The organism is Croceicoccus sp. Ery15 (assembly GCF_020985305.1).
In the GTDB taxonomy this organism is placed as follows: Bacteria; Pseudomonadota; Alphaproteobacteria; order Sphingomonadales; family Sphingomonadaceae; genus Croceicoccus.
This window is the reverse complement of the sequence record NZ_CP087588.1, coordinates 3398179-3421603: the sequence shown is the minus strand read 5'-3', so window position 1 is coordinate 3421603 and position 23425 is coordinate 3398179. Positions and strand designations below refer to the sequence as shown.

Below are 23425 nucleotides of genomic sequence, written 5' to 3'. Positions count from 1 at the left end.
AATTGCTGCATCTGCGAATTTAGCCTGCCCTAAAGCGTCACCCCGCGCTTCCAGATCGAGATGACGCGCTGGCCGTTTTTTTCGCTGGCGGTCTTCTCTCCGCTGGCGATGGACAGCAGGGTGCGGGCGAAATCCTCGTCCACATCGACCGCCGGCTCGCTCAACATGCGGCCCGCGTCGAAATCGATCCAGCCGGATTTGTTCGCGGCCAGCCTTGAATTGGACGCGACCTTCACCGTCGGCACGGGAAAGCCCAGCGGCGTGCCGCGTCCGGTGGTGAACAGGATCATCGTCGCCCCCGCCGCCGCCAGAGCGGTTGACGATACGGCATCGTTGCCCGGCGCTTCCAGCAGGGTCATGCCCGTCTTGTCCGCCGTGCCGCCGTAATCAATCACATCGACAAGCGGCGCCTTGCCGCCCTTTTGCACCGCGCCCAGCGATTTTTCTTCCAGCGTGGTAATCCCGCCCTCGATATTACCGGGAGAGGGGTTTTCCGAAACGGGCTGTCCCTGTTCAAGGAAATAGCGCTTGAAGCGGTTGAGCAGGCCGGTCGCCTTGTCATGCACCTCGCCCGAAACGCTGCGCGCGAACAAAGAGGTTTCGGCCCCGAAAATCTCGGGAATTTCGGTCAGCACCAGCCGCCCGCCGCTGGCCGCCACGCGGTCGCTGAAACGGCCCAGCAGCGGATTGGCGGTTACGCCCGAAAGCGCGTCCGAACCGCCGCATTTCAGCCCGACAGCCAGCGCGGAGGCGGGGGCTTCCTCGCGCTCCAGCCCCGACAATTCCTCGACCAGCCCATCGATCAGCGCATTGGCGCGGTCATATTCGTCGCCCGGGTCCTGCGCGCGCATTACGCGCAATTTCGACCGGCTGCGTTCGGGAACATGTTCGATCATCGCATCCAGCTGGTTGCTTTCGCAGCCCAGCCCGATCAGCACCACGCCGCCCGCATTGGGATTGTCGCACAGCGCCGCCAACGCATCGCGCGTGCCCGACAGATCATCGCCCAGCTGCGAACAGCCATGCGGATGGCCAAAGCCGACGATGCCGTCGATCCGCCCCGCCGCAATCGCGTGCGCGTGGCGCTGCTCCGCCTCGCGCGCCAGCATTTCGCACATCGGGGCGACGCAGCCGACCGTGGGGATCAGCCAGATTTCGTTGCGCGTGGCAAAGCGCCCGTCCGCCCGCCTGTACCCGCGCCAGCTGCCTAGCTTTGCCGCGCCGGTATCGGCTTGCGGCCCCGCGAAATCGCCATAGGCAACTTCGCCCGACAGCGCGGTCTTCAGATTATGCGAATGAACATGATCGCCGCGCGCGATGGGCGCGCTTGCCAGACCGATCTGCTCTCCATAGCGGATCACCGGATCGCCCGCCGCATGATCCTGCAAAGCGATCTTGTGCCCCGAACGGATCGCGGCGCCAACGGTAACCGTCTCGCCCGCCGCTTCCACCGTCTCCCCCGCGGCAATATCGCGCAGCGCGACCAGCACCGTATCGTTGGCATGGCAACGCATGACCGCGGGCATGCGGACTTGATCGATTGATTCGTAATTCATATTATCTTTCTCCACCGGCCCTTTTTGCCTGTCTGGCCGGTTGATTCCATCAAAAAGTGGTTGCATGACCGCTTTTGACACCGGTTACCACAAGACCGCGATTCCGGCAACGCGCCCCATGTCTTGCGCGTCCGGCCTTCAGCGGCGCAACGGAGAGATTTATGCCCCGCCCGCTCAACCTGCACCCCGATCGCCTGCTGCCCAGCGATCCGGCCGTCCGCGCGGTCGCCCGCGAACTTTACGCCAGCGTAAAGGACCTGCCGATCGTCAGCCCGCACGGCCACACCGACCCCAGCTGGTTCGCCAAAAACGAAAGCTTTGGCAATGCGACCGAACTGCTGCTGGTTCCGGACCATTATTTGTTCCGCATGCTCTATTCGCAAGGTGTCCGGCTCGAAGACCTTGGCATTTCGGGCCATCCCGCCGACCCGCGCAAGGCGTGGCGCATTCTGGCAGACAACTATTATCTGTTCCGCGGCACCCCTTCGCGCATGTGGCTCGACTGGGTGTTCGCCGAAGCTTTCGGGATGAAGGAACAGCTGTCGCCCGAAACGGCGGACATGTATTTCGACACGATTACCGAGGCGCTGTCGACCGACGCGTTCCGTCCCCGCGCGCTGTTTGATCGCTATGGGATCGAGGTGATCGCCACGACCGAGAGCCCGCTCGACACGCTGGAACATCACGCCGCGATCCGTGACAGCGGATGGACCGGCCGCGTCGTCACTGCCTATCGCCCCGATCCGGTGGTCGACCCCGAATTCGAAGGGTTCAGTGCCAATCTCGACCGTTTTTCGGAACTGACAGGCGAAGATTGCCGTACATGGCAGGGCTATCTGAATGCCCACCGCCAACGGCGTGAATTCTTCAAGACGATGGGCGCGACCAGCACTGACCACGGCCACCCGACTGCCGCCACCGCGAACCTGTCGGCGGCCGAAGCCGCGCTGCTGTTCGACCGGGTCAAGGGTGGCAGGGCGAGTGCCGAGGATGCCGAGCTGTTCCGCGCCCAGATGCTGACCGAAATGGCAGCGATGAGCATTGACGATGGCTTTGTCATGCAAATCCACCCCGGATCGTTCCGCAACCACAACGGCTGGCTGTTCGAGAATTTCGGACGCGACAAGGGGGCCGACATCCCGACGCGAACCGATTACGTCCACGCGCTGAAACCGCTGCTCGACCGGTTCGGCAACAGCCGCGACCTCTCCATCATTCTCTTCACGCTGGACGAAAGCGTTTATGCCCGCGAACTCGCGCCGCTGGCAGGGCATTATCCGGTGCTGAAACTGGGCCCGTCGTGGTGGTTCCACGACAGCCCCGAAGGCATGCGCCGGTTTCGCCACAACACCACCGAGACCGCCGGTTTCTACAACACGGTCGGCTTTAACGACGACACCCGCGCCTTCCTGTCGATTCCCGCGCGCCATGACGTTGCCCGCCGGATCGATTGCGGCTTTCTGGCACAGCTGGTCGCAGAGCACCGGATCGAGGATTGGGAAGCCGCCGAACTGGCGCAGGACCTGTCGTATAACCTCGTCAAAAAGGCCTATCACCTGTGAGGCTGTCGTCGGAAACACTCGGCGCGCTGCCTGCCGACGTCGCGGTCCCGTCCTATGACCGCCAGCGCCAAGGCATCGGCATCGTCCATTTCGGCATTGGCGCGTTCCACCGCGCGCATCAGGCATGGTACACCGACCTTGCGATGAATGCTGGCGATCAGGGCTGGGCGATCTGCGGCGTATCGCTGCGTTCGGCAGGCGTGGCCGATCAGCTGAACCCGCAGGACGGGCTCTATTCGGTAACGGCGCGCGGGGGCGGTACATCCTCCACCCGCGTGGTAGGCGCTGTCCGCGAAGTGATCGTGGCGCCGCAAGACCCCGAAGCAGTGGTCGCGCGCATCGCATCGCCCGATTGCCGGATCGTCAGCTTTACCGTCACCGAAAAGGGCTATGCCCGCGCCGCCGACGGCTCGCTGGATATCGCGCTTGCCGAAAAAAGCTTTTACCCGCTGTTGGCCGACGCGCTCGCGCGGCGCAAGGACGCGGGCCTGCCTGGCCTGACGCTGCTGTCCTGCGACAATCTGGCGGATAACGGCACGCAGCTGAACCGCCTGATGCACGACTGGCTGGCGGCGAAGAACCCCGCGCTGACGGGCTGGTTTGCAGAGCATTGCACCTGCCCGCAGACGATGATCGACCGCATCGTCCCTGCCACCACCGAAGAGGACCGCGCCGCGCTGGAGGCGACGCTTGGCATGCGCGACGAAGGCGCGGTGCTGACCGAAGCGTTCAGCCAATGGGTGATCGAGGACCGCTTTGCCGGCCCCCGCCCCCGCTGGCAGGATCACGGCGCGCAGCTTGTGGCCGATGTCGCCCCGTATGAAACGGCCAAGCTGCGCATGCTGAACGGCGCGCACTCCATGCTGGCCTATTGCGGGCTGGAACGCGGCCTTACCTTTGTGCACGAGGCTGTGGCCGATCCCGAATTGCGAGCACTGGCGCACCGCCTGATGATCGAGGAAGCCGCCCCCACCATCGACGCCGCGCCCGATCAGGATCTGGCGGCCTATGCCGACAGCCTGATCGAACGCTTTGCCGAACCGGCCGTTCGGCACCGGCTGGCGCAGATCGCCATGGACGGGTCGCAAAAGATCCCGCAACGCTGGCTGGATACGGTGGCATGGCACGCCGCGCGCGGCGGCGATTGCCCCGCGATCCGTGCGGCATTCCGCGCATGGCTGGCGCATCTTGCCGATGGCTCTCTGGTCAACGACCCGCTGGGCGACGAATTGCGCGAAATGCTGGCAGGAAAAGGCGCGCAGGCTGTCGCGGAACGCATGTCGGCGGGGCGCTTCGACACCAGCGCAATCATATAGGAAAAACGGCGGAATTCCGCCCGATTGCGGCGGAACAAGGGCCAAAACCGCGCGCCATTAAGGCGGCAAAATTAAGCGTGTCGCAAGGCATGCCGGTGTATGGTGTCAGCCATGATGGACGGGTAGACCGCGAAGCCGGATGGGCGCGGGAACCCGTGCCCCTTGGCACTGGCCCGCGATCGTCCGTTTCGCCCCTTGATGAAGGAGGCGCGACACCTTGGAAAACACCGTGCCCGATACCGGCGCACAGAACGCCGCACCGCAGCGCCGGCGTCCCCGCCGCATGCTCGCATTCGCGATCGCGGGCGCGGGCATCACCGGCCTGCTGGCGGGCGCGCTGGGCGGTGCGGCGGGCGCGTTCTGGGTGCTGGAAACCGTCGGCACGCCCAAGATCACCCCCGCCGCGCGCAATGCGGTGCTGGCGTATGACGATATGCCCGAAGCAGGCCTGCGCCCTGTCGACATCGCCGGTCTTCGCCGCAATGGAACGCCGCTTCACCCCTGTGTCATCTCGTTTCTGAACGAGCAGGAGGCGTTGATCGGCAAGGCGGACTGGCAACGCGTGCGCTTCCATCCCGAATTCCGCAATGACGACATCATCAACGAGGTCGCATTCGGCCGCGGCGTGCTGGGCATCACGCGGCAGAACGACATCTATATCGCCGTGCCCAAGGATCCGGCGCAGCTCAACCAACTGAACGAGCGGCTGTTCTTTCACGAGCTGGCGCATGTGGCGCAATATGCCTCGGGCCTCGACATCGGCGATTATGCGGCCAGCGCGGCGGCCAGCTATGCCAATGGGTCCGAACCGCAGAAGAATTTCTTCGAAGAGGAGGTTCGCGCCAAGGAACAGGCCCTGCTCGACGCGTGGTATGCCAGCGACCAGCGCCGCGCATGCCATCCCGATCTGGGCGAGGACATGTCGCGCCGCGCCGAGAGCGAGCGGCCTGAAGTGCAATATGCGTTCTTCGATACCGACAAGGGCGAATATGTCATCGTCAAGCACCGCCTGCATGTGGGCAAGGGTTTCGCACTGCCGACCAACCCTTCGCCGCGCAACCAGCCACCTCTCGATCCGCAGGACGAAGCGACGGGCACGGAGTAAAACGACTTCCGCACGGAATTTGCAGCCATGCGCAAAATTTCGATGGCTGATGCCGCGAATCTGTCGTAAATCGCCACCCGGCACGTGCCCGATCTGAATCAGGCGGCGGCTTCAATGCCTTCCTTGATTGAGGCGAAGTAGACGTGCCCATCCCCCAATTCCGCGATGAATATGCGTGATCGATCCGTCGGGCGGCCGTGTTCCCGCCCTGCGCATGGTTGCGTAAAGTCACGCCTGCCGAAAGATTGCATCTGATGCCCAGCAGGATCAAACCGCTCGACGCCATTCTGGCCACGGCGGAAAAACACGCCCTTCCCCGCTCGCTTGGCCCGATACAGCTGATGCTGCTGGGCATTGGCGCGATCATCGGAACCGGTATTTTCGTACTGACCGCCGCCGCCGCGCAAAAGGCGGGACCGGGCATGATATGGAGCTTTGTGATCGCGGGCGGCGTGTGCGCGGTGGCGGCCCTTTGCTATTCCGAACTGGCGTCGATGGTGCCGGTTTCGGGTTCGGCCTATACCTATTCCTATGCCGTCATGGGCGAATTGCTGGCATGGATGGTCGGCTGGGCGCTGATCCTTGAATACGCGGTGGCGGCAGCGGCAGTCTGTGTCGGCTGGTCGGGCTATTTCATGGGGCTGATCGAAAGTTCGACCGGCTTTGCCTTGCCATCCTATTTATCGGCGGGCCCCGCATGGTCGTTGCAGGGTGTCGATTTTACCCATGGCATCATCAACCTGCCCGCCATCGGCGTCGCACTGGCGGTCACGGCACTGCTGGTTGTCGGCACCAAGGAAAGCGCCAATTTCAATGCCTTCCTTGTCGCGATCAAGGTTGCCGCGCTGACCCTGTTCATCGCGCTGACCGTGCCGGGCATGGAAAGCGGCAATTTCACGCCCTTTGCCCCCAATGGCTGGTTCGGCCCCGCCGGCACCAGCGGTCTGGGCATCGTGGGCGCGGCGGCGTCGATCTTTTTCGCCTATGTCGGGTTCGACGCGGTATCGACCGCGGCAGAGGAAACGCGCGATCCGCAGCGCAATGTTCCGATCGGCCTGATCGGCAGTCTTGTCGTGTGCACCCTGTTCTATCTGCTGGTCACCGTGGGCGCGATCGGGACCATCGGGGCGCAGCCGACATCGCTGGGCGTTGCGCCCGGATCGGCCGAATTCGCGCGCGAATGTGCCGCGCTGGCCGCACAAGGGGCGCAGCCGCTGGTCTGTTCGGACGAAGCGCTGGCCCATGTGCTGCGCGCGGTGAACCAGGGATGGGCAGGCAATCTGGTCGGCATCGCCGCCAATCTGGCACTGCCCTCGGTCATATTGATGATGCTCTATGGCCAGACTCGCATCTTCTTTGTGATGGCGCGCGACGGATTGCTGCCCGAGAAGCTGGCGACCATCCACCCGCGCTGGAAAACGCCGCATATCGTGACGATGATCACCGGCGTGTGCGTTGCCATTGCCGCCGCGCTGCTGCCGGTGGGGCAATTGGCCGATATTTCCAATTCGGGCACTCTGTTCGCCTTTTTCATGGTCGCGATGGCCGTGATGATCCTGCGCCGCCGCGATCCTGCGCGCAAACGCCCGTTCAAAACACCCGCAGTGTGGATCGTCGCCCCGCTGGCGGTGGCGGGCTGTATCGCGCTTTACGTAAACCTGCCGGTAGAGGCGATGCTGGTATTGCCTGCCTGGGGCGCCATCGGGCTGGCGGTCTATTTCCTGTACGGCCATCGCCACAGCCATGTCGGTCGCGGCCTGATCGAAGTGCACGAGCAGGACGAGGAAGCTCCGCAGCCGCCCATCGTTCACCCGTAAGTGGCGTGAAATAAATTTTGGCGAGAATGTGGCAAGAATATGGACAGCCTGCCATGATATCGCATATTAGGACGCTGCCCGCTCGTTGTGAGTCGGGCATTCGAGGAATTTACACATGAAGAAGATTGCTCTCGTTCTCGCTGCCAGCACCGCTGCTTTCGCGATGACCGCTTGCTCGGAACCCGCTGAAGAAGCGACCACCGAAGAAGTAGCCGTTGAAGAAGTTGTTGAGCCCGTCGTCGAAGAGCCCATCGTCGAAGAAACCGACGTTGTGGTTGACGAAGCTGCTGCTCCGGTTGCTGAAGAAGCTCCCGCTGCTGACGCCGCTGTCGAAGCTGCTCCGGCCGAGTAATCGGACCACCGGTTTTCCGGCAAAGAAGCGGCCCGCCTCCCCATGGGAAGCGGGCCGTTTTCTTTTGGTTGCTCAGATCGGTTCGACGGGCCGGTCAGGCCGGCTTCGCACTGCCGTCCAGGGCCGGTGGCGCGGTGCGGATATGCAGGTCGCGTTGCGGGAACGGAATTTCGATCCCCTCTTCCGCGAAGCGCCGCGCAATTTCGAAATTGATCGCCGAAGCCGTGGGCGCGCCATCGGTCGCCTGATGCACAAAGGCGAGGATTTTCACGTCGATCGAACTCTCGCCAAATCCGACCATGGCGACCGCCGGTTCGGGATCGGCCAGCACATCGTCATTCGCATTGGCGATTTCCAGCAGGATCTTTCGCACGCGTTCCAGATCGGTGCCATAGGCAACGCCGACCGGCACCACGATGCGCGCCGGGCCCGTGCTAAAGCTGCGATTGACCACCACGCCTGAAATCAGCTGCGAATTGGGCACGATGATCTGGTGGCGGTCGAATGTCTCGATATGGGTGGACCGCACCGCGATCTTGCGCACAATGCCCGAATATTCGCCCACCTCGATCCAGTCGCCCTGTTTGATCGGCCTTTCGATCAGCAGCAGGATGCCGCTGGTGAAATTCTCCACCACCGATTGCAGGCCGAACCCCAGCCCGACCGAAAGGGCACCCGCGACAAAGGCAAGGCTGGACAGGTCGAGGCCAGTGGTCGCCACCGCGATCAGCGCGGCAAGGAATATGCCGATATAGCCGATAAAGGTCAGGATCGCGGCCTCGGCCCCTGCCTCCATCGCGAATTCGGGCATGATCGAAACCTTGAGGAAGCGCTGGAGCCAGCGGGTCACGAAATAGCCGATGAAGAACACGGCGGCAAAGGTCGCCACATCGCCCAACGACAGCCGCACATCGCCAAACGACACGCCCTCGCGCAGCATGATCAGCCCGTCGCCGATCTCGTTCGCGTCATAGCCCCAGACGACGGCCAGCAGCATGATGACGACAATCGTCTCGATCAGGCCGGTCAGCAGCGGCAACAGGTGCAGCCCGCGGCGATAGCGGGACAGCGAACCGGTGGCAAAGGCGCTGATCACCAGCACGAAGGACCGGTGCAGATAGACCGCAATGCCAATGATGGAGAGCGACAGCAGGCTGGCCGAAAAGAAAAAGCGCGACAGAAGTTCGTAGCCCACCAGAACGGCAGCGATCGACACCATCGCGAACAGCTTTAGCAAGCGGGCCATCGGCGTCGAGAAATCGATCCCGTGGTCGGGCGACGGGCCGTGCGGTTCGGCGCGCTGCTGTTCTTCGTAAAAGCGCCGCCCCTCGCGCAGATAATTGGCCAGTCGCCACAACAGCCATGCGCCGAATCCGACCATGATGGCCGACGCGAGCCGCGCGAAATTGGGGCCGATCTGCCCGGCCTCTTCCAATGATCCGATGACCTGTTCGACGCCCAGCACCCCCGCCATCAGCTTGATCGCGCGCAATGCCTTTTTCGCGCGGGCGGGTGGCAGGGTGACAAGGCGCAATTCGGGGAACGGCGAATTCAATATGCCGCGCCCGATCCAGTGCGCCACGGCCACGAACAGGCTGGCCGAAACCACGGCCGCGACCAGGCCCGCCAGCGTTTCGACCGGCACCACTGGCAGCAGGAAGATCATCAGCGCGAAGACGCCTGCCAAGAGAGCGATGGCAAAGATCAGCCCGATTGTGGCATCCGCCGCCACCGCGACCAGCAGGCGGCGCGCGATCGAATTTTCCTGCAAGTGCCAGGCCGTCAGCCGCCTGCCCAGCCTGCGCCAGATGACATAGCCCGCGACCGGCCCGAACAGCAGCAATCCCACGGCCAGCGCGAAGGCACCGGTCACTTCGCCCGCGTCATATTTGGCGAAACTGGTCGCCATATGGGCGCGGGCGATGCCAACCGCATTGCCCAGTTCGCGAACACTGCGCATCCAAAGACGCGGATCGAGGGGCGAAAACCCCCGCTGGGTCAGCCGCTGTTTCCTGAGCGAGCTTGCCCGCTCGTCCAGCTCGGTCACAAGAACGCTGGCGCGCGCGCCAGCCTCGCTCAGACGGAAAGTCGGGGCCAGAACCTTGCCCAGTTCGGTCTCCAATTGCTTGCGCCGTTCCGTGACCGCTTCGGGCTCGTTCTCGCCATCGGCGGGTTCGGGGCCCAGTGCCGCGATCTGCGCCTTCAGCACGCGCGAAGCGGTCGTTCCCTGTTCGGCAAAACCGTTCGCCTTGTCGCGGTCGGCGGCAAGCTGGCGGCGCACTTCGTTCAGCTTCGCCGTCTCGTCACTGGAAAAATCGTCGGCAGGCGTCAGCAGCAGGGCACGTGCCCTTGCGGCATTATCGTCAAAGCCTGCGAACATCGCCTCTGCCGTGGCGAGGGCCTTTTGCGTTTCGTCCTTGGTGACAAGGGCCGTGCCCGCCGCGGGCGCAGCCGCGCGGGCCGGTCCGCCGACAAGCATCGCGGTGGCCAGTAAGGCAGCGATCACGAACAGAGCGATGCGAAGTTCCGCCAGCAGATGGCGGTTTCGGCAATTTTGCGGCGCGTTCGGCATGGATGCGTTTCTGGCCGCGAAACGATCGGGCCGCAAGCCGTATCGATCATGGCAAAGCGCATCCGGCCCCCTTATCGCGCTCGCCGAATCGGCAGCGTTCTGGTAAAAGTTAACGCAGGGTCAGGTCGTTTAGATGGGGGGTCTTCATGTCCAGTGGTGCCGCACAAACTTCGGGGCAGGTAGAGCCCTTTCCAAAAACCGCCGCCGATCGCGGACTTAGCGAGCAACTGGGCCAGTTACGGCAGATGCTGTTGGCCGAATTTCCCGCTGCAGAGGGCGTAAATCTGACGTTCGACGGCCAATTGCGCGCCCATATCGACATCCGCAAGGGCGAGGAGATCCTGTGCGTCGAAACGAAGCTGGCGGGCATGGCGGGCGGCATTTTCAGCCAGATCCAGCGCGGGCCCGCGCCGCATCACCCGTTCCTGCACCGTATCACTGCGCTGGTGGACCGGTAATCACCTGCGCGATCGGCACGTTTTAATCGTTCGCCGCCATCAGGGTCATTTGCTTTCCGCTGTTATGCGCGCCCACGCTGGCCGAGGTGATCAGCACGGTCGTCCCCTCGCCGATCCGGTCGTTCAGCATGGTGCGGAACCCTTCAGGCAGGCGCAACCGGTTGAGCGCGGCGGCATCCAGTTCGCGCCCTGCCTCATCCTCATGCCCCGGCACGCCGATTAGCATCCAGTGATGCGCCCCGTCGGCTGACACATGCAGCGTGGCGACATGCGCGCCCATGAAGCCGTCGATCACGGCACGGGCGCGGCCCACTTCCTGCCCGCTGCGCATCACCACCACACGCTGGTCGGTGGTCGAAACGATAATCGACAGAGGCCCCGCGTCGGGAACCTGATGGTTCCATTCCCATTGCTCGTCGGCGGACAGCGCATGGTGCTGCGCCGCATTGCCCAGTTCGTCGATCGGGGCCAGCACGCCGCCCGCCGGATGGGTCACCGGATCGCCCGCCCGCCCCGTAACCACCACGGTGCCACCCATGCTGGTGATCTGGAACAGCTCTTTCGCGAAAGTATAGGGCAGATGGACACAGCCGTGGCTTTCGGGATAGCCCGGCAGTCCGCCCGCGTGCAGCGCCACCCCGTCCCACGTCAGGCGCTCCTGATAGGGCATGGGCGCGTTATTATAGGTGCTCGACCGGTGATCGGCGTCCTTTTGCAGGATCTGGAACACGCCGGTCGGGGTTTCATGGCCCGGCTTGCCCGTCGACACGGTCGAGATGCCGATGGCCACGCCATTGCGATAGACAGTCGCCAGTTGCGACGTCAGATCGACCAGCACGGTCACCGGGCCGTCTGCGGCGATCTGCGGGGCCCAGACCCATTCGCCCGGCTGCAAATCGGCGGCCGCCTCGGCCAGTTCGATGTGCGAGGAAATCTTGGCGCCCTGCACCGCACCGGCCTGCCCCGCCATCGACATGCAAGTGACTGCCGCAATGATGGCGGCCAGCCTTACTCTCCGCATCGGCCTTACGCTCTGCATTGGTGAAATATTCGTCACACCATTTCCCCCCAAGCCCTCAATGGACACCGCTGATACAAAATTTTACATCCAGAATGGTGCGAAATGTCCGAATTTAAGCTGGAAATTACCAAGTTGGTTGAAGTTTCGCATCCGGTTTGACCCCGATAACACCATGACGAGACCGTGCCGGACTGCATGAAAAACCCTGATGCATGGGGCCGAACTCAAGCAGAGCGACAATTCAGGCTATCGGCAAGAGGAAGTTACGCACAATTGCCCCTAATCAGCGGGTTGCGGGCTTGACCTCGACAAGAAAACAGGGCCCACATCGCAGCTAATAACAAGCATGCGCCAATAATATGCTCAGGGAAGTCAGATAATTGTTCACGCCGCGCCATATCATGGCTGCGCCTGCCTTGGCCCTTTTGCTGGCGGGCTGCATGTCCGGACCGGATTACGAACCGGCAGAGGCCGGGGCGCTGGGGGTGCCCGCCGATTGGTCAGTGCCCACGCCCGCCCCTGACGAAGCGCAAACCGCCGCGCTGGTCGACTGGTGGCGCATGTTCGACGATCCGGTGCTGACCGGCGTGATCGAACAGGCGGTACAGGGCAATACCGACCTCGACCTCGCCCTTTCACGCTTGCGGCAAGCGCGCGAGGCTTTGGTCGTCAGCCAATCCTCACTCTATCCCTCGCTCTCGGTTTCGGGCGGCTATAACCGGACAGAGCCGTTGCGCGGCGGCGGCACCACGCTGACCCAGCCCGACGGCACGGTGGTCGTCGCGGGCGGCGGCGGGGCGGACAGTTTCTCGCTCGGCCTCGACGCCAGCTATCAGATCGACCTGTTCGGCGGCATCCGGCGCGGGGTTCAGGCCAGCCGTGCCGATCTGGAAGCGGCGGGCTTCGACTATGCCTCAACCATGCGCGCGGTAGAGAGCGAGGTGGCGCGCAATTACGTCGCGGCCCGCGCCTATCAGGCGCAACTTGCCAATGCAGAGGCGAGCCTTGCCATTCAGGACGAGAATCTGGAAATCGCGGGCTGGCGCGTGATGGCGGGGCTGGTGTCTGCGGTCGATCAGGAACAGGCGCGGTCCAGCCGTGCGCAGGCCGCTGCCACGATCCCGCAGATCCGCCAGCAATATAATGCCGCCGTCTCGCGCATCGGCGTGTTGACGGGGCAGGCGCCGGGCGCGGTAAAGCCGCTGCTGGACGAACCGGCCCCGATCCCGCTGGGCCCCGAACAGGCAGGCGCGGGCATTCCCGCCGATATCCTGCGCCGCCGCCCCGATGTCCGCTCTGCCGAACGCCAGCTGGCTGCCGCCACCGCACGGATCGGCGTGGCAGAGGCGCAATTGCTGCCCAGCCTGTCGATCAACGGCAGCCTCGACACCAATGCCACCAGCTTTTCGGACCTGTTCGACACGATCACCGGCGGCCTGTTCGCCGGTATCGCGCAATCGATCTTCGCGGGCGGTCAGCTGGCCGCGCAGGCCCGTTCGGCCGAGGCTGCCGCCGACGGCGCATTTGCCAGCTATCGCGGCACGGTGCTGACCGCGCTGGAGGATGTGGAGAATGCCGTCGTATCCAAACAAAGCGCGGACGAGCGGGCGGGATATTTCACCACCGCGCTGGATGCGGCCAATAATTCGGCCATTTATGCCCGCGCGCAATATCGCACCGGCCTTACCGATTTCACCACTTTGAACACGCAGGAAATCGCCTTGCTCAATTCCCGCAACGGGTTGGTGCAGGCCCATGCCGACCGTGCCAATGCGCTGATCGCCCTGTTCGATGCGCTGGGCGGCGGATGGGACCCCACCGGCGATTACAGCGACCCCGACAATATGCCGCCGCTCTATGGCGCAGCCGACGAAGGGCAGGATTGACCATGGCCGATGAATCCGTCGAAGACTTCCTTGGCGAGAAGGCAAGGCCCGTCTGGTATCGCCGCCCCAAATTCTGGCTGATCGCGGCAGGCGTCGTTCTGCTGCTGCTTTTGCTTTCGCGCTGTTTCGGCGGAGAGGAAGCAACCGGCTATGTGACGAGCGAGGCAAAGCGCGGCCAGCTGGTCACCAGCGTGTCGGCCACGGGCAAGCTGGCTCCGACTAATCAGGTGACGGTGGGTTCGCAATTATCGGGCCTTGTCACCCGCGTGCTCGTCGATGTGAACGACCGCGTGACGGTGGGACAGGCGCTGGCCGAAATCGATCCCGAACAGATCGAGGACCAGATCCGTCAGGGCGAGGCGCAGCTGTCGGCCAATCGCGCGCAGGTCGAGCAGGCCAAGGCAACGCTGGCACAGGCCAAGGCGCAATATGCAAGGCTGGAAGAGGTGCGCAAGCTGTCGGGCGGCAAGGTGCCGTCGCTGACCGAATTGCAGACCGGCAAGGCCGATCTGGAACGGGCAGAGGCCGCGCTGGGCGTGGCGCAGGCCAATGTCGTCGCATCCGAAGCGACGCTGGCGCAAAGCCGCACGCAGCGTGAACGCGCGATTATCCGGTCCCCCGTCGCGGGCGTGGTGCTGGCGCGGCAGGTAGACCCCGGCCAGACGGTCGCTGCATCGTTCAGCACGCCGACCCTGTTCGTGATTGCCGAGGATCTGTCCGAAATGAAGCTGGAAGTCGCCATCGACGAGGCCGATGTCGGCACGGTGCAGCGCGGCCAGAAGGCCAGCTTCACCGTCGATGCCTTTCCGGGAGAGGCGTTTCCCGCCACGATCACGCGGGTGGAAATCGGATCGAACCTGACTGCATCGGCCGCCAGCTCGTCGGGCACCAGCAGCGCATCGACCAGCACGACGGGGCAGGTGGTATCCTATGCCGCCGATCTGTCGGTGGCCAATCCCGATCTGAAACTGCGCCCGGGCATGACCGCGACGGCGGATATCGTCACCTCGGACCTGACCGATGTGCTGATGATCCCCAATGCGGCCCTGTCGTTCCGGCCCGATGCGGGCGGCGAGGACGCGGGCGGCATCCAGATCGGCCCGCCCCGCCGCGACAATGCCGACAAGACCGCCACCATCAGGCGCGGCGCACGCCAGCTGATCTATGTGCTGGGCGATGACGGGCAGCCGCAGCCGGTGCAGGTGGTGCTGGGCGACAGCAACGGATTGATGACTTCGGTCGTGTCGGGAGAGCTGAAGGAAGGGATGAAAATCATCACCGGCAAGCAATCCGACAGCGCGGGCGAAGGCGCGGAATAGGCCGCTGGCATGAACGCGCCCGCCCCTTCCATGCTGATATCCCTGCGCGGGATAACCAAGGTGTTCGGCGCGGGGGAAACCGCGTTCCGCGCGTTGAAGGGCGTGGATTTCGACGTGGCCGAGGGGGATTTCGTGGCCATCATGGGCCCGTCGGGTTCGGGCAAGTCGACCATGATGAATATTCTGGGCTGCCTCGACGTGCCGACAGCGGGGCAATATCTGTTCCGCGGGCATCATGTGGAAGAGCTTGATCGCGACCAGCGCGCCTTGCTCCGGCGGCGCTATCTGGGATTCGTGTTTCAGGGCTTTAACCTGCTGCCCCGCACTACCGCCCTGGAAAATGTCGAACTGCCCCTGCTCTATCGCGGCGACAACCGGCGCGAGCGGCGCGAGAGTGCGATGGCTGCGCTGGACAAGGTGGGGCTGGGCCCTTGGGCGGGCCATACGCCGGGCGAATTGTCTGGCGGTCAGCAGCAGCGCGTCGCCATAGCCCGCGCCATCGTGACCAATCCGCAAGTGCTGTTGGCGGACGAGCCGACCGGCAATCTCGACAGCCAGAGATCGGTCGAGATCATGGAGCTTCTGGCCGAGCTGAACCGCGACGGCATCACCGTGATGATGGTCACGCACGAGCCAGAGATGGCCGATTTCGCCAAGCGCATCGTGCATTTCCGCGACGGGCTGATCGACCGTGATCTGGCCGGAAACGGACACACGCAAGCAGAGGGGACCGCCTGATGCTGGGGACCACTGTCTATCTGTCTCTGCGGTCGATACGGCGTCACGCGATGCGGTCGCTGCTGACCATGCTGGGCATCGTGATCGGCGTCGCTGCCGTTGTCACCATGGTCACTTTGGGCCGCGCGACATCGGTAGGCGTGGCCGAACAGATTTCGGCGCTGGGCTCCAACGTATTGCAGGTAACGCCGGGCAGCGGTTTCGGGCGCGGCGGCGGCGGGGCCACGCCGCGCCAGTTCGACAATGGCGACATTATCGCGATCCGCCAGCAACTGGGCGGGGTCAAGGCGGTCGCCCCGCAGGCATCGTCCAGCGCCACGGCCATTTACGAAGGGGCGAACTGGTCCACCACGATCAGCGGCACGACCAATGATTATTTCCAGATCCAGCCATGGCCGCTGGATGCGGGCCGCCTGTTCAGCGAAGAGGAACAGGCGGCGGGCAAGGCCGTGTGCCTTGTGGGTTCGACCCTGAGCGAGAAGCTGTTCCGCGGCGTCGACCCGCTGGGCAAACGGTTCCGCGTGGGTGATGTCAGCTGCGATGTGATCGGCCTGTTGTCGGCGCGCGGACAGGGCGGCGGCTTCGGTTCGGATCAGGACGATGTAGTGATCATGCCGGTCAAGACGGTGCAGCGCCGCTTCCTTGGCACTACCGACATCCGCACCATCGTCATCGGCATCGACGACAATTACGACAACGAACAGGTCAAGGCCTCGCTGACCCGCATATTGCGCGACCGGCGCTATCTGGAGGAAGGCGAGGACGACGATTTCAACATCTTCGATACCAAGCAGATTTCCGACACCCTGCAGGAAACAACCGGCATGCTGACGGCCATCGTCGCCGCAATCGCCGCGATCAGCCTTGTCGTGGGGGGCATCGGCATCATGAACATCATGCTGGTATCGGTTACCGAACGCACGCGCGAAATCGGCATCCGCCTTGCCATCGGCGCGGTGGCGAGCGAGGTTCTGATGCAGTTTCTGGTAGAGGCGGTCGTGCTGTCGTGCATCGGCGGCATATTGGGGCTGGCGCTGGCGCAGCTGCTGGTATTCTTCCTGATCCCGCTGATGGAACTGCCATGGGTCTTCGACCTTGGCATCAATATCGCCGCTTTCCTGATTTCGGGCGCGATCGGGATCGTGTTCGGCTATTTTCCGGCGCGGCGGGCGGCAAATCTGAACCCGATCGATGCGCTGCGGCACGAATAGGGGTTCATCGGGGGCATCCCGTGCCGAAATCGGGGCAATCCCGCCTTTCGCGAATCGGGAAAAAGGTGTAATTTACACCCATGTCAGCAAGCCCGTTCTCCATGCCGATCACCGTCGATCCCTCGGACATCGACTTTATGGGGCATGTGAACAATTCGCGCTATCTGGGCTGGGTGCAGGACGTGGTGCTGTCGCACTGGCGCGCCCATGCGCCAGAGGAAGCGGTCAGCAGCCGCCTGTGGGTCGCGCTGAAGCACGAGATTACCTATCGCAGACCCGCCTTTCTGGGGGATGATGTCGTCGCCCATACGGTGCTGGAAAAGGTTCGCGGCGCGCGCGCCTATTACCGCACGATCATCGAACGCACGATCGACAAAGGTGCCGAGATCCTGGCCGAGATCGAGAGCAGCTGGTGCTGCGTCGACGCGCAAAGCCTGCGCCCTGCCCGCATTTCAGAGCAGCTGGAGCAGATGTTCAAAGCCAATGTTCTGAAAAATCAGGCGGGCTGATCGGCCAGCTGGTCGCGGGTCAGCTGAACGAAAACATCTTCCAGATCGGGTTCGCGCGTCGTCACGTCCACGATGGCGCAGCCCTGTTGCTGGACCAGCGATAGCACCTCGCCCGCAGTCAGGCGGTCCTTGTCGAATGTGATCGCCATGGTGTTTTCGTCCGACAATTCGGACTTCAGAAACGCCGGATGCGTCAGCGGCGCACCGATGGCGCGGTCCAGCGTCACTTCCACGACCTTTTCGCGCGCCATGCCGACCAGTTCGCACGTCGGCTTGTCCGCGATCAGCCTGCCATGATTGATAATGGCGATGCGGTCGCAAAGCTCTTCGGCTTCTTCCAGATAATGGGTGGTCAGCACCACCGTCACGCCCTGCTTGTTCAGATCGACGACCAGTTCCCACAGCTGGCGGCGCAGATCGACATCGACGCCCGCCGTCGGCTCGTCCAGCACCAGGATGGGCGGCGAATGGACCATCGCCTTGGCCACCAGCAGGCGGCGCTTCATGCCCCCCGATAGCGAACGCGCATAGGCATGGGCCTTGTCCTCAAGGCGCACGGCCTTCAGCAATTCCTCGCTGCGGCGCTTGGTCTTGGGCACGCCGTAATAGCCTGCCATCACGTCCAGCACCTCGATCGGCGAAAAGAACGGATCGAACACGATTTCCTGCGGCACGATGCCGATGCTGGCCTTGGCGTTGCGCCGGTCCTTGTCGATGTCGAAGCCCCAGATCGAAACCTCGCCCTCGGTCTTGGAAACGAGGCCGGCAAGAATATTGATCAGCGTCGATTTGCCCGCGCCATTGGGACCCAGAAGGCCATAGATCATCCCGCGCGGAACATCGAAGCTGACATCGCTCAAGGCCTGTTTGGGCGCCGTCCCCTTGCCCGTGGGGGCATAGGTCTTGGACAGGTTGCGGATCGAGATGGCGGATTGGGCAAGCGGGTTCATGCCCGGTCATGTGGGGCACGCATGTGCGCGCGTAAAGGGCGAAGCGGCACAAAGAGCGCACGTTTTGATCTGGAAATCCGCGAAGCCCGCTGATAATCGGCAATGCCATGACCGACACGCCCGAAATCGTCCTTACCGAAACCACTCGCGTCAAATGCGACGGCGCCAGCGATATTCGTGCCGGCAGCGGCTATCGCCCCTCGGCGCTGGGCCATCCGCGCGTGTTTCTGGAAATCGACGAAAAGGGCTATGTCGACTGCGGCTATTGCGACCGTCGCTTCGTGCTGGCGGGCGGCCCCGCGCACGATGTCACGGGCGTCGATCCCTCGGTCGGTGCGGCACAGGAACAGCGGATCTGATCCTTCAATAACGCGGCGCTGTCCAAACGGGCAAGCGCTGCCTATATTGGCCTGATGACCATTCCCGCCGATCCCCGCTCGCTTCTCTATCGCCCCGAACAGCTTGATCCCGATACCGCGCAGGCCCTGGCGCGAGAGACGCTGTCGCGCTGCGACGATGGCGAATTGTTCCTGCAATTCACGGCAAGCGAGAGCTTTTCCTTCGACGACGGTCGCCTGCGCACGGCCGATTACTCGCGCGAAGCGGGGTTTGGCCTGCGCGGCGTTTCGGGTGAGACGACCGGTTTTGCCCATGCGAACGAGATTTCGGCCGCCGCGATCCGGCGCGCGGGCGAAACGCTGTCGCTGCTCGACACCACGAAAAGCCCGCTGGCTGCGCCGCCGGTGGCGACCAATCGCCATCTCTACACCGATGCCAGCCCGCTCGACGGCGTAGAATTCACCAAAAAGGTCGCATTGCTCGAAAAGATCGACGCGGCGGCCCGCGCCCGCGATCCGCGCGTCAAGCAGGTTACCGCCTCGCTCGCCGGATCGTGGTCGGTGGTCGAAATCGTGCGCCCCGACGGCTTTGTCGCCACCGATGTGCGCCCGCTGGTCCGCCTGAACGTCGCCATCGTGGCAGAGGCCAACGGACGGCGCGAAAGCGGTTCGTTCGGCATGGGCGGACGCCAGCTGTATGATGACGTCATGGACGAGGCGAGCTGGAACCGCGCGATTGACGAGGCTTTGCGGCAGGCTCTCACCAATCTGGAAAGCGTGCCCGCCCCTGCCGGCGTGTGCCCCGTGCTGCTGGGCCCCGGCTGGTGCGGCGTGCTGCTGCACGAAGCGGTGGGCCACGGACTGGAAGGCGATTTCAACCGCAAGGGCACCAGTGCCTTTTCGGGCCGCATCGGTCAGCGTGTCGCCGCCCCCGGCGTCACCGTGGTGGACGACGGCACGCTGCTGAACCGGCGCGGATCGCTCAGCATCGACGACGAGGGTACGCCCACACGCGAAAACGTGCTGATCGAGGATGGCATCCTGAAGGGCTATATCCACGACCGGTTGAACGCACGGCTGATGGGGGTGGAGCCGACCGGCAATGGCCGCCGCCAGTCCTATGCCCATGCGCCCATGCCGCGCATGACCAACACCTTCATGCGCAGCGGCAATGACGATCCGGCCGAACTGATGAGCCGGATGAAGGACGGCATCTATGCCACCAGCTTTGGCGGCGGACAGGTCGATATCGTGTCGGGCAAATTCGTGTTCAGTTGCACAGAGGCCTATAAGGTCGAGAACGGCAAGGTCACCGCCCCGATCAAGGGCGCGACCCTGATCGGCGACGGGCCGACCGCGCTGACCAAAGTGGTCGGCATCGGCAATGACTTGGCATTGGACGAAGGCATCGGCACCTGCGGCAAGGCAGGGCAAAGCGTGCCCGCGGGCGTGGGACAGCCCAGCCTGTTGATCGAGGGACTGACGGTAGGCGGCACGGGTTGATGCTTGCCGCGCGCCCGTGGGCGGCGGAAATCCTGTATGTCTGGTTCCATTTACTGGGGCCGGAAGACTGGTTTCGCGGCGGGCCGCACATCGACCGTCTGCTGAAACACCGCTTCGCGCGCGAATGGCGGGCATTGCACCGCCGCCCCGCGCCTGAATTTCTGACCGATCCGCAAACCGCGCGTGCCGCCGTTCTGCTGTTCGATCAGCTGCCCCGCAACCTGTTCCGCGACGATCCGCGCAGCTTTGCAAGCGATCCGCTGGCGCTGGCCATTGCCAGGGGCGCGCTGGACCGCGGGTGGGACAAGGGTTTGACGCTGGCCGGACGCCAGTTTCTTGCCTTGCCGCTGATGCATAGCGAACGGATTGCAGACCAGCGCCGGTCGTTGCGGGAATTTGCCGCGATGGGCAGCAGCTTCCTGCTGTCCTTTGCCCGATCGCACCATCGCATGGTCGCGCGCTTTGGCCGGTTTCCCCATCGCAACGCGGTTCTGGGCCGCCGCTCCACCCCTCAGGAAAAAGCGGCGGTCGATGCGGGTAATGCCTGGTAGCATCGTCTCCGTCTGGTCAGTAGAAGTTCAGACGAAACGGCTTAGATTGTCGGTGAGGAGAATGGATATGAAGACGAAAACTGCTTTATCCGCACTTGCACTGGGCGCGCTGGCGCCATTGGTCGCCCTCGCCCCGATTGTCGCGCAGGCCGCGCAGGATGACGAAAAGCCCACCGAACTCAGCAAGGGCGAACAGCGCCTTGCCAAGGCACTGGAAGGGCGCGTTGCCGGAACGCCCGAAAAATGCATCCAGATGAGCCGGATCACCAGCTCGACGATTTATGACAAGACGGCCATTGTCTATAAGGTCGGCAGCACGCTTTACGTGAACCGGCCCGAAAACGGGGCCAACTATCTGCGCAGCAATGACATCATGGTCACACGCACCACCATTGGCCAACTTTGCGATGTCGATACGGTGCAGATGCGCGACCAGTCCGGTTTCATGAGCGGGATTATCTTCCTGGGCGAATTCGTCCCCTATACAAAGCCCGACGACAAGGACGACTAATCGTCGGATGACAGCGCGGCGCGTTTCCTGCGCCGTGCCTGCCAGTATCCCGCCACCAGCACGGGCGACATCAGGATCGGATGCCGTTCCCGAAACGGTGTCAGCGGCACGACGACGCCGCTGTGCCGTTCGATCTTCCACGCCAGATAGCGGGCACCGCCCTCGAACGTGGTGCCCGCGCGCAGCAGGCGCACCACGTTCAGCGGCTTGCCCATCCGCCGCCGCCGTTCCCAGCGGTCGAGCAGAGCCTTGCGCTCTTGCGGTAAAAGATGCGGGCGCAGCACATCGCCGTCGGCGTCAAATGCGATACCGGCGGCCTGCCATGCGGCCGTCAGCAACCCGCCGAAATGATCCGCGCCGAAATCCAGAATCTGCTGTTCGCGACCCGATTTTTCAACCCGCAATTCGGCGCGATATGTGGCGCGGAACAAGGCCTGCCAGAACTCCCGCTCGGTCCCCTGCGGTTCGCCCAGCGCAGCGGCGAAGCGCGCGGCGGTCATGCTGGCGGCTTCGATGGCAGCGGTCACTTCGGACGCGGCCTGCGGGTCGCCGGTCCATGCAAGCGCGCAGGGCTGCACGAAACGGGCCCAGATGGTGGTGTCGGTATGGCGCCCTTCCGCCGCATGACGGAAGGTCGACAGGCGCATCACCGCCACCTTGGCGCGCAGGATGGTGCCGTTATGGGGCCGCTCGTGATAGGCGACGCGCGGCCACAGGCCTTTTTCGCGCGGTCCGCCCGTCAGCACATAAAAATCGAGCACACCGTCCAGCGATCCGCTGCGCAGGTTGGAGCCGTAAAAGATCACCGCGCGCGCATCATGCGCCTCGCCCAATGCTCTTGCGAAATCGCGGATTTCATCGCGGACCGGCGCGGCCAGCGCATGTGTGACGCGGTCGTGCAGCGCCGCGCCGTCAGGGGCGGTCGTCACGGCGTGACGAAGGCGATCGGCGCACCCTCGCGCAGGATATATCGGCCACCGGGGAACACTTCGCCATCAAGAACGAAGCCGTCCTCGACGTCAATATCCAGTTCCCTGGCGTCGAGCCGGTGAATACCCGCCCTGGCCAGTTTCGCATCGTCGCCGCCGCGGATCGTGCGCCAGAAATTGACGAGGAAATGCGGGATCGGCGTTTCGGTCGCCAGCAGCTTCATGCCGCCGCGTTCACGCCCGAAGGGGCGCACACCCAAGGGCAGACGGTGCATCGTCGATACCAGCATGATCAGCCGGTTGCGCGTGCCGACGACATCCATGCCGGGTCTGGAATCGGGCGTGCCGGGCGCGGAAATGCCGATCCGCTTCCCCTCACGCCAGCCGGAGCCGCCGAAACCGAAGGCGACATTGGCAATCGAACCCAGCATCGACAGCGCCACGGCGACATTATTGAACGCGCCGAAACGGTGTGTGGTCTGCGCCAGATCGGTGGCGCTGACGAAAATGCCCGCACCGAACAGGAAACCGCGCACGGGGGCGCCAGTTTCGTCGGGACGGCTGATCTCTATCGCAGGGCGCATGGTGAAACGGCCCGCATGCCAGGCATCGATCACATCGGCGACGCTGGCTTCGGGGTCGACGCCAAGATCGATGGCCAGTGCATTGGTCTTGCCCTTGGGCAATACCGCAATGGCGGGAGCCTGTTCCTGCCACAAGGATCCGCCACAAGTCAGCACATCGCGCACGGTGCCATCGCCGCCCGCGACGATGATCAGTTCGACGCCGCGCGTTTTGAATTCGTTCAGCGTCTTACGCAGATCGGCGCGGGTGCGTGGCGACAGCACATCGACACCCGGCGGAACGTCCAGACCCTTGGTTTTGACCCCGTGGCTGCGCGGATTGCATATCACCGCGATGCGCGATGCATCGACCGGCGCACGACCGACACGATCGACGTAGGCAGGCGCGTTCACGGGGCCGCGCAAATCCTCTGCACCCCCGTCGAAGGCGAGCCGTGCAAGGCTCCTGCTATCGTAAATCGTGCCATCCATCGTTTTGCCTTTACCGCGATAAGCTAGTGTGGCGACAGCTAAAATGAAGTTTCCGTGACGAAATTTCCCGAATTGCCACTGTAATGCACATTTCAGCAACACTCGCCAAGCGCTGATATTTCAAGGTTTCCTGCGCTGCGTCATACCCGACTTGGTGACAGATAGC

At 63.7% G+C, this 23425-nt stretch carries 21 protein-coding genes; 15 read left to right on the top strand and 6 right to left on the bottom strand.

Annotated features, from left to right (window positions below; translation table 11 throughout):
- Positions 1–29: 29 nt before the first annotated feature.
- On the bottom strand, positions 30–1556 hold the full coding sequence (locus LOZ77_RS16685; RefSeq protein ID WP_230280066.1) for a UxaA family hydrolase: 1527 nt from the start codon (positions 1554–1556) through the stop codon (positions 30–32).
- Between the two features lie 161 nt (positions 1557–1717).
- On the opposite strand from LOZ77_RS16685, the gene uxaC reads away from it, so the two are divergent.
- From uxaC to LOZ77_RS16660, 5 genes are all read left to right on the top strand, one after another.
- Positions 1718–3118, top strand: coding sequence for a glucuronate isomerase (gene uxaC, locus LOZ77_RS16680; protein WP_230280065.1), 1401 nt, complete (start codon positions 1718–1720; stop codon positions 3116–3118).
- Positions 3115–4434, top strand: coding sequence for a mannitol dehydrogenase family protein (locus tag LOZ77_RS16675; protein WP_230280064.1), 1320 nt, complete (start codon positions 3115–3117; stop codon positions 4432–4434). Before uxaC ends, LOZ77_RS16675 begins: the two co-directional genes overlap by 4 nt.
- A gap of 217 nt (positions 4435–4651) precedes the next feature.
- Positions 4652–5539 carry a DUF4157 domain-containing protein gene (locus tag LOZ77_RS16670; RefSeq protein WP_230280063.1) on the top strand — a complete coding sequence of 296 codons (888 nt, stop codon included), beginning with the start codon at positions 4652–4654 and terminating at the stop codon, positions 5537–5539.
- Between the two features lie 254 nt (positions 5540–5793).
- Positions 5794–7356, top strand: coding sequence for an amino acid permease (locus LOZ77_RS16665; protein ID WP_370638031.1), 1563 nt, complete (start codon positions 5794–5796; stop codon positions 7354–7356).
- A gap of 115 nt (positions 7357–7471) precedes the next feature.
- Complete coding sequence (locus LOZ77_RS16660; RefSeq protein ID WP_230280062.1) at positions 7472–7708, top strand: hypothetical protein; 237 nt, start codon at positions 7472–7474, stop codon at positions 7706–7708.
- Between the two features lie 94 nt (positions 7709–7802).
- Here LOZ77_RS16660 and LOZ77_RS16655 read toward each other — a convergent pair whose 3' ends face one another.
- Positions 7803–10280: a mechanosensitive ion channel family protein gene (locus tag LOZ77_RS16655; RefSeq protein WP_230280061.1), complete on the bottom strand. Its 2478-nt coding sequence runs from the start codon at positions 10278–10280 to the stop codon at positions 7803–7805.
- A 146-nt stretch (positions 10281–10426) separates the two neighbouring features.
- Here LOZ77_RS16655 and LOZ77_RS16650 point away from each other — a divergent pair, with 146 nt between their 5' ends.
- Positions 10427–10738, top strand: coding sequence for a hypothetical protein (locus LOZ77_RS16650; protein WP_230280060.1), 312 nt, complete (start codon positions 10427–10429; stop codon positions 10736–10738).
- Between the two features lie 22 nt (positions 10739–10760).
- On the opposite strand, the gene LOZ77_RS16645 is transcribed toward LOZ77_RS16650, so the two are convergent.
- Positions 10761–11759: a L,D-transpeptidase gene (locus tag LOZ77_RS16645; RefSeq protein ID WP_230280059.1), complete on the bottom strand. Its 999-nt coding sequence runs from the start codon at positions 11757–11759 to the stop codon at positions 10761–10763.
- Between the two features lie 401 nt (positions 11760–12160).
- On the opposite strand from LOZ77_RS16645, the gene LOZ77_RS16640 reads away from it, so the two are divergent.
- The 5 genes from LOZ77_RS16640 (at position 12161) to LOZ77_RS16620 (ending at position 17422) form a co-directional block, all read left to right on the top strand.
- A complete protein-coding gene (locus LOZ77_RS16640) occupies positions 12161–13645 on the top strand; it encodes an efflux transporter outer membrane subunit (RefSeq protein ID WP_230281914.1) in 1485 nt (494 codons plus the stop codon).
- A gap of 2 nt (positions 13646–13647) precedes the next feature.
- Positions 13648–14964, top strand: coding sequence for an efflux RND transporter periplasmic adaptor subunit (locus tag LOZ77_RS16635; RefSeq protein ID WP_230280058.1), 1317 nt, complete (start codon positions 13648–13650; stop codon positions 14962–14964).
- 9 nt (positions 14965–14973) lie between these two features.
- Positions 14974–15702, top strand: a complete 729-nt coding sequence (locus tag LOZ77_RS16630; protein ID WP_230280057.1) for an ABC transporter ATP-binding protein — start codon at positions 14974–14976, stop codon at positions 15700–15702.
- Positions 15702–16913 (top strand): ABC transporter permease, encoded by a 1212-nt coding sequence (locus LOZ77_RS16625; protein WP_230280056.1) that lies wholly within the window; start codon positions 15702–15704, stop codon positions 16911–16913. Before LOZ77_RS16630 ends, LOZ77_RS16625 begins: the two co-directional genes overlap by 1 nt.
- 80 nt (positions 16914–16993) lie before the next feature.
- On the top strand, positions 16994–17422 hold the full coding sequence (locus LOZ77_RS16620) for a thioesterase family protein (protein ID WP_230280055.1): 429 nt from the start codon (positions 16994–16996) through the stop codon (positions 17420–17422).
- Here LOZ77_RS16620 and LOZ77_RS16615 read toward each other — a convergent pair.
- Entirely contained in the window at positions 17410–18372 is a 963-nt protein-coding gene (locus LOZ77_RS16615) for an ABC transporter ATP-binding protein (protein WP_230280054.1), read from the bottom strand. The two genes, LOZ77_RS16620 and LOZ77_RS16615, sit on opposite strands and share 13 nt — an antisense overlap.
- A gap of 107 nt (positions 18373–18479) precedes the next feature.
- Between LOZ77_RS16615 and LOZ77_RS16610 the strand changes: the two genes are divergently transcribed.
- From LOZ77_RS16610 to LOZ77_RS16595, 4 genes are all read left to right on the top strand, one after another.
- On the top strand, positions 18480–18731 hold the full coding sequence (locus LOZ77_RS16610; protein ID WP_230280053.1) for a zinc-finger domain-containing protein: 252 nt from the start codon (positions 18480–18482) through the stop codon (positions 18729–18731).
- 54 nt (positions 18732–18785) lie between these two features.
- On the top strand, positions 18786–20213 hold the full coding sequence (tldD, locus tag LOZ77_RS16605) for a metalloprotease TldD (protein ID WP_230280052.1): 1428 nt from the start codon (positions 18786–18788) through the stop codon (positions 20211–20213).
- Positions 20213–20764, top strand: a complete 552-nt coding sequence (locus tag LOZ77_RS16600) for a DUF924 family protein (protein WP_230280051.1) — start codon at positions 20213–20215, stop codon at positions 20762–20764. Before tldD ends, LOZ77_RS16600 begins: the two co-directional genes overlap by 1 nt.
- Positions 20765–20831: 67 nt before the next feature.
- Positions 20832–21275 carry a hypothetical protein gene (locus LOZ77_RS16595; RefSeq protein WP_230280050.1) on the top strand — a complete coding sequence of 148 codons (444 nt, stop codon included), beginning with the start codon at positions 20832–20834 and terminating at the stop codon, positions 21273–21275.
- Here LOZ77_RS16595 and LOZ77_RS16590 read toward each other — a convergent pair.
- Positions 21272–22204: a hypothetical protein gene (locus LOZ77_RS16590; protein WP_230280049.1), complete on the bottom strand. Its 933-nt coding sequence runs from the start codon at positions 22202–22204 to the stop codon at positions 21272–21274. The two genes, LOZ77_RS16595 and LOZ77_RS16590, sit on opposite strands and share 4 nt — an antisense overlap.
- Complete coding sequence (locus LOZ77_RS16585; protein ID WP_230280048.1) at positions 22201–23259, bottom strand: diacylglycerol kinase family protein; 1059 nt, start codon at positions 23257–23259, stop codon at positions 22201–22203. Before LOZ77_RS16585 ends, LOZ77_RS16590 begins: the two co-directional genes overlap by 4 nt.
- Between the last annotated feature and the right edge of the window lie 166 nt (positions 23260–23425).

Bases quoted from the DNA above. Each gene is read 5' to 3' on its own strand.
- LOZ77_RS16630 (WP_230280057.1), top strand. From the start codon at position 14,974: ATGAACGCGCCCGCCCCTTCCATGCTGATATCCCTGCGCGGGATAACC.
- LOZ77_RS16585 (WP_230280048.1), bottom strand. From the start codon at position 23,259: ATGGATGGCACGATTTACGATAGCAGGAGCCTTGCACGGCTCGCCTTC.
- LOZ77_RS16640 (WP_230281914.1), top strand. From the start codon at position 12,161: ATGGCTGCGCCTGCCTTGGCCCTTTTGCTGGCGGGCTGCATGTCCGGA.
- LOZ77_RS16615 (WP_230280054.1), bottom strand. From the start codon at position 18,372: ATGAACCCGCTTGCCCAATCCGCCATCTCGATCCGCAACCTGTCCAAG.
- LOZ77_RS16635 (WP_230280058.1), top strand. From the start codon at position 13,648: ATGGCCGATGAATCCGTCGAAGACTTCCTTGGCGAGAAGGCAAGGCCC.
- LOZ77_RS16600 (WP_230280051.1), top strand. From the start codon at position 20,213: ATGCTTGCCGCGCGCCCGTGGGCGGCGGAAATCCTGTATGTCTGGTTC.
- LOZ77_RS16620 (WP_230280055.1), top strand. From the start codon at position 16,994: ATGTCAGCAAGCCCGTTCTCCATGCCGATCACCGTCGATCCCTCGGAC.
- LOZ77_RS16685 (WP_230280066.1), bottom strand. From the start codon at position 1,556: ATGAATTACGAATCAATCGATCAAGTCCGCATGCCCGCGGTCATGCGT.
- LOZ77_RS16645 (WP_230280059.1), bottom strand. From the start codon at position 11,759: ATGCGGAGAGTAAGGCTGGCCGCCATCATTGCGGCAGTCACTTGCATG.
- LOZ77_RS16665 (WP_370638031.1), top strand. From the start codon at position 5,794: ATGCCCAGCAGGATCAAACCGCTCGACGCCATTCTGGCCACGGCGGAA.
- tldD (WP_230280052.1), top strand. From the start codon at position 18,786: ATGACCATTCCCGCCGATCCCCGCTCGCTTCTCTATCGCCCCGAACAG.
- LOZ77_RS16610 (WP_230280053.1), top strand. From the start codon at position 18,480: ATGACCGACACGCCCGAAATCGTCCTTACCGAAACCACTCGCGTCAAA.
- LOZ77_RS16595 (WP_230280050.1), top strand. From the start codon at position 20,832: ATGAAGACGAAAACTGCTTTATCCGCACTTGCACTGGGCGCGCTGGCG.
- LOZ77_RS16655 (WP_230280061.1), bottom strand. From the start codon at position 10,280: ATGCCGAACGCGCCGCAAAATTGCCGAAACCGCCATCTGCTGGCGGAA.
- uxaC (WP_230280065.1), top strand. From the start codon at position 1,718: ATGCCCCGCCCGCTCAACCTGCACCCCGATCGCCTGCTGCCCAGCGAT.
- LOZ77_RS16625 (WP_230280056.1), top strand. From the start codon at position 15,702: ATGCTGGGGACCACTGTCTATCTGTCTCTGCGGTCGATACGGCGTCAC.
- LOZ77_RS16660 (WP_230280062.1), top strand. From the start codon at position 7,472: ATGAAGAAGATTGCTCTCGTTCTCGCTGCCAGCACCGCTGCTTTCGCG.
- LOZ77_RS16650 (WP_230280060.1), top strand. From the start codon at position 10,427: ATGTCCAGTGGTGCCGCACAAACTTCGGGGCAGGTAGAGCCCTTTCCA.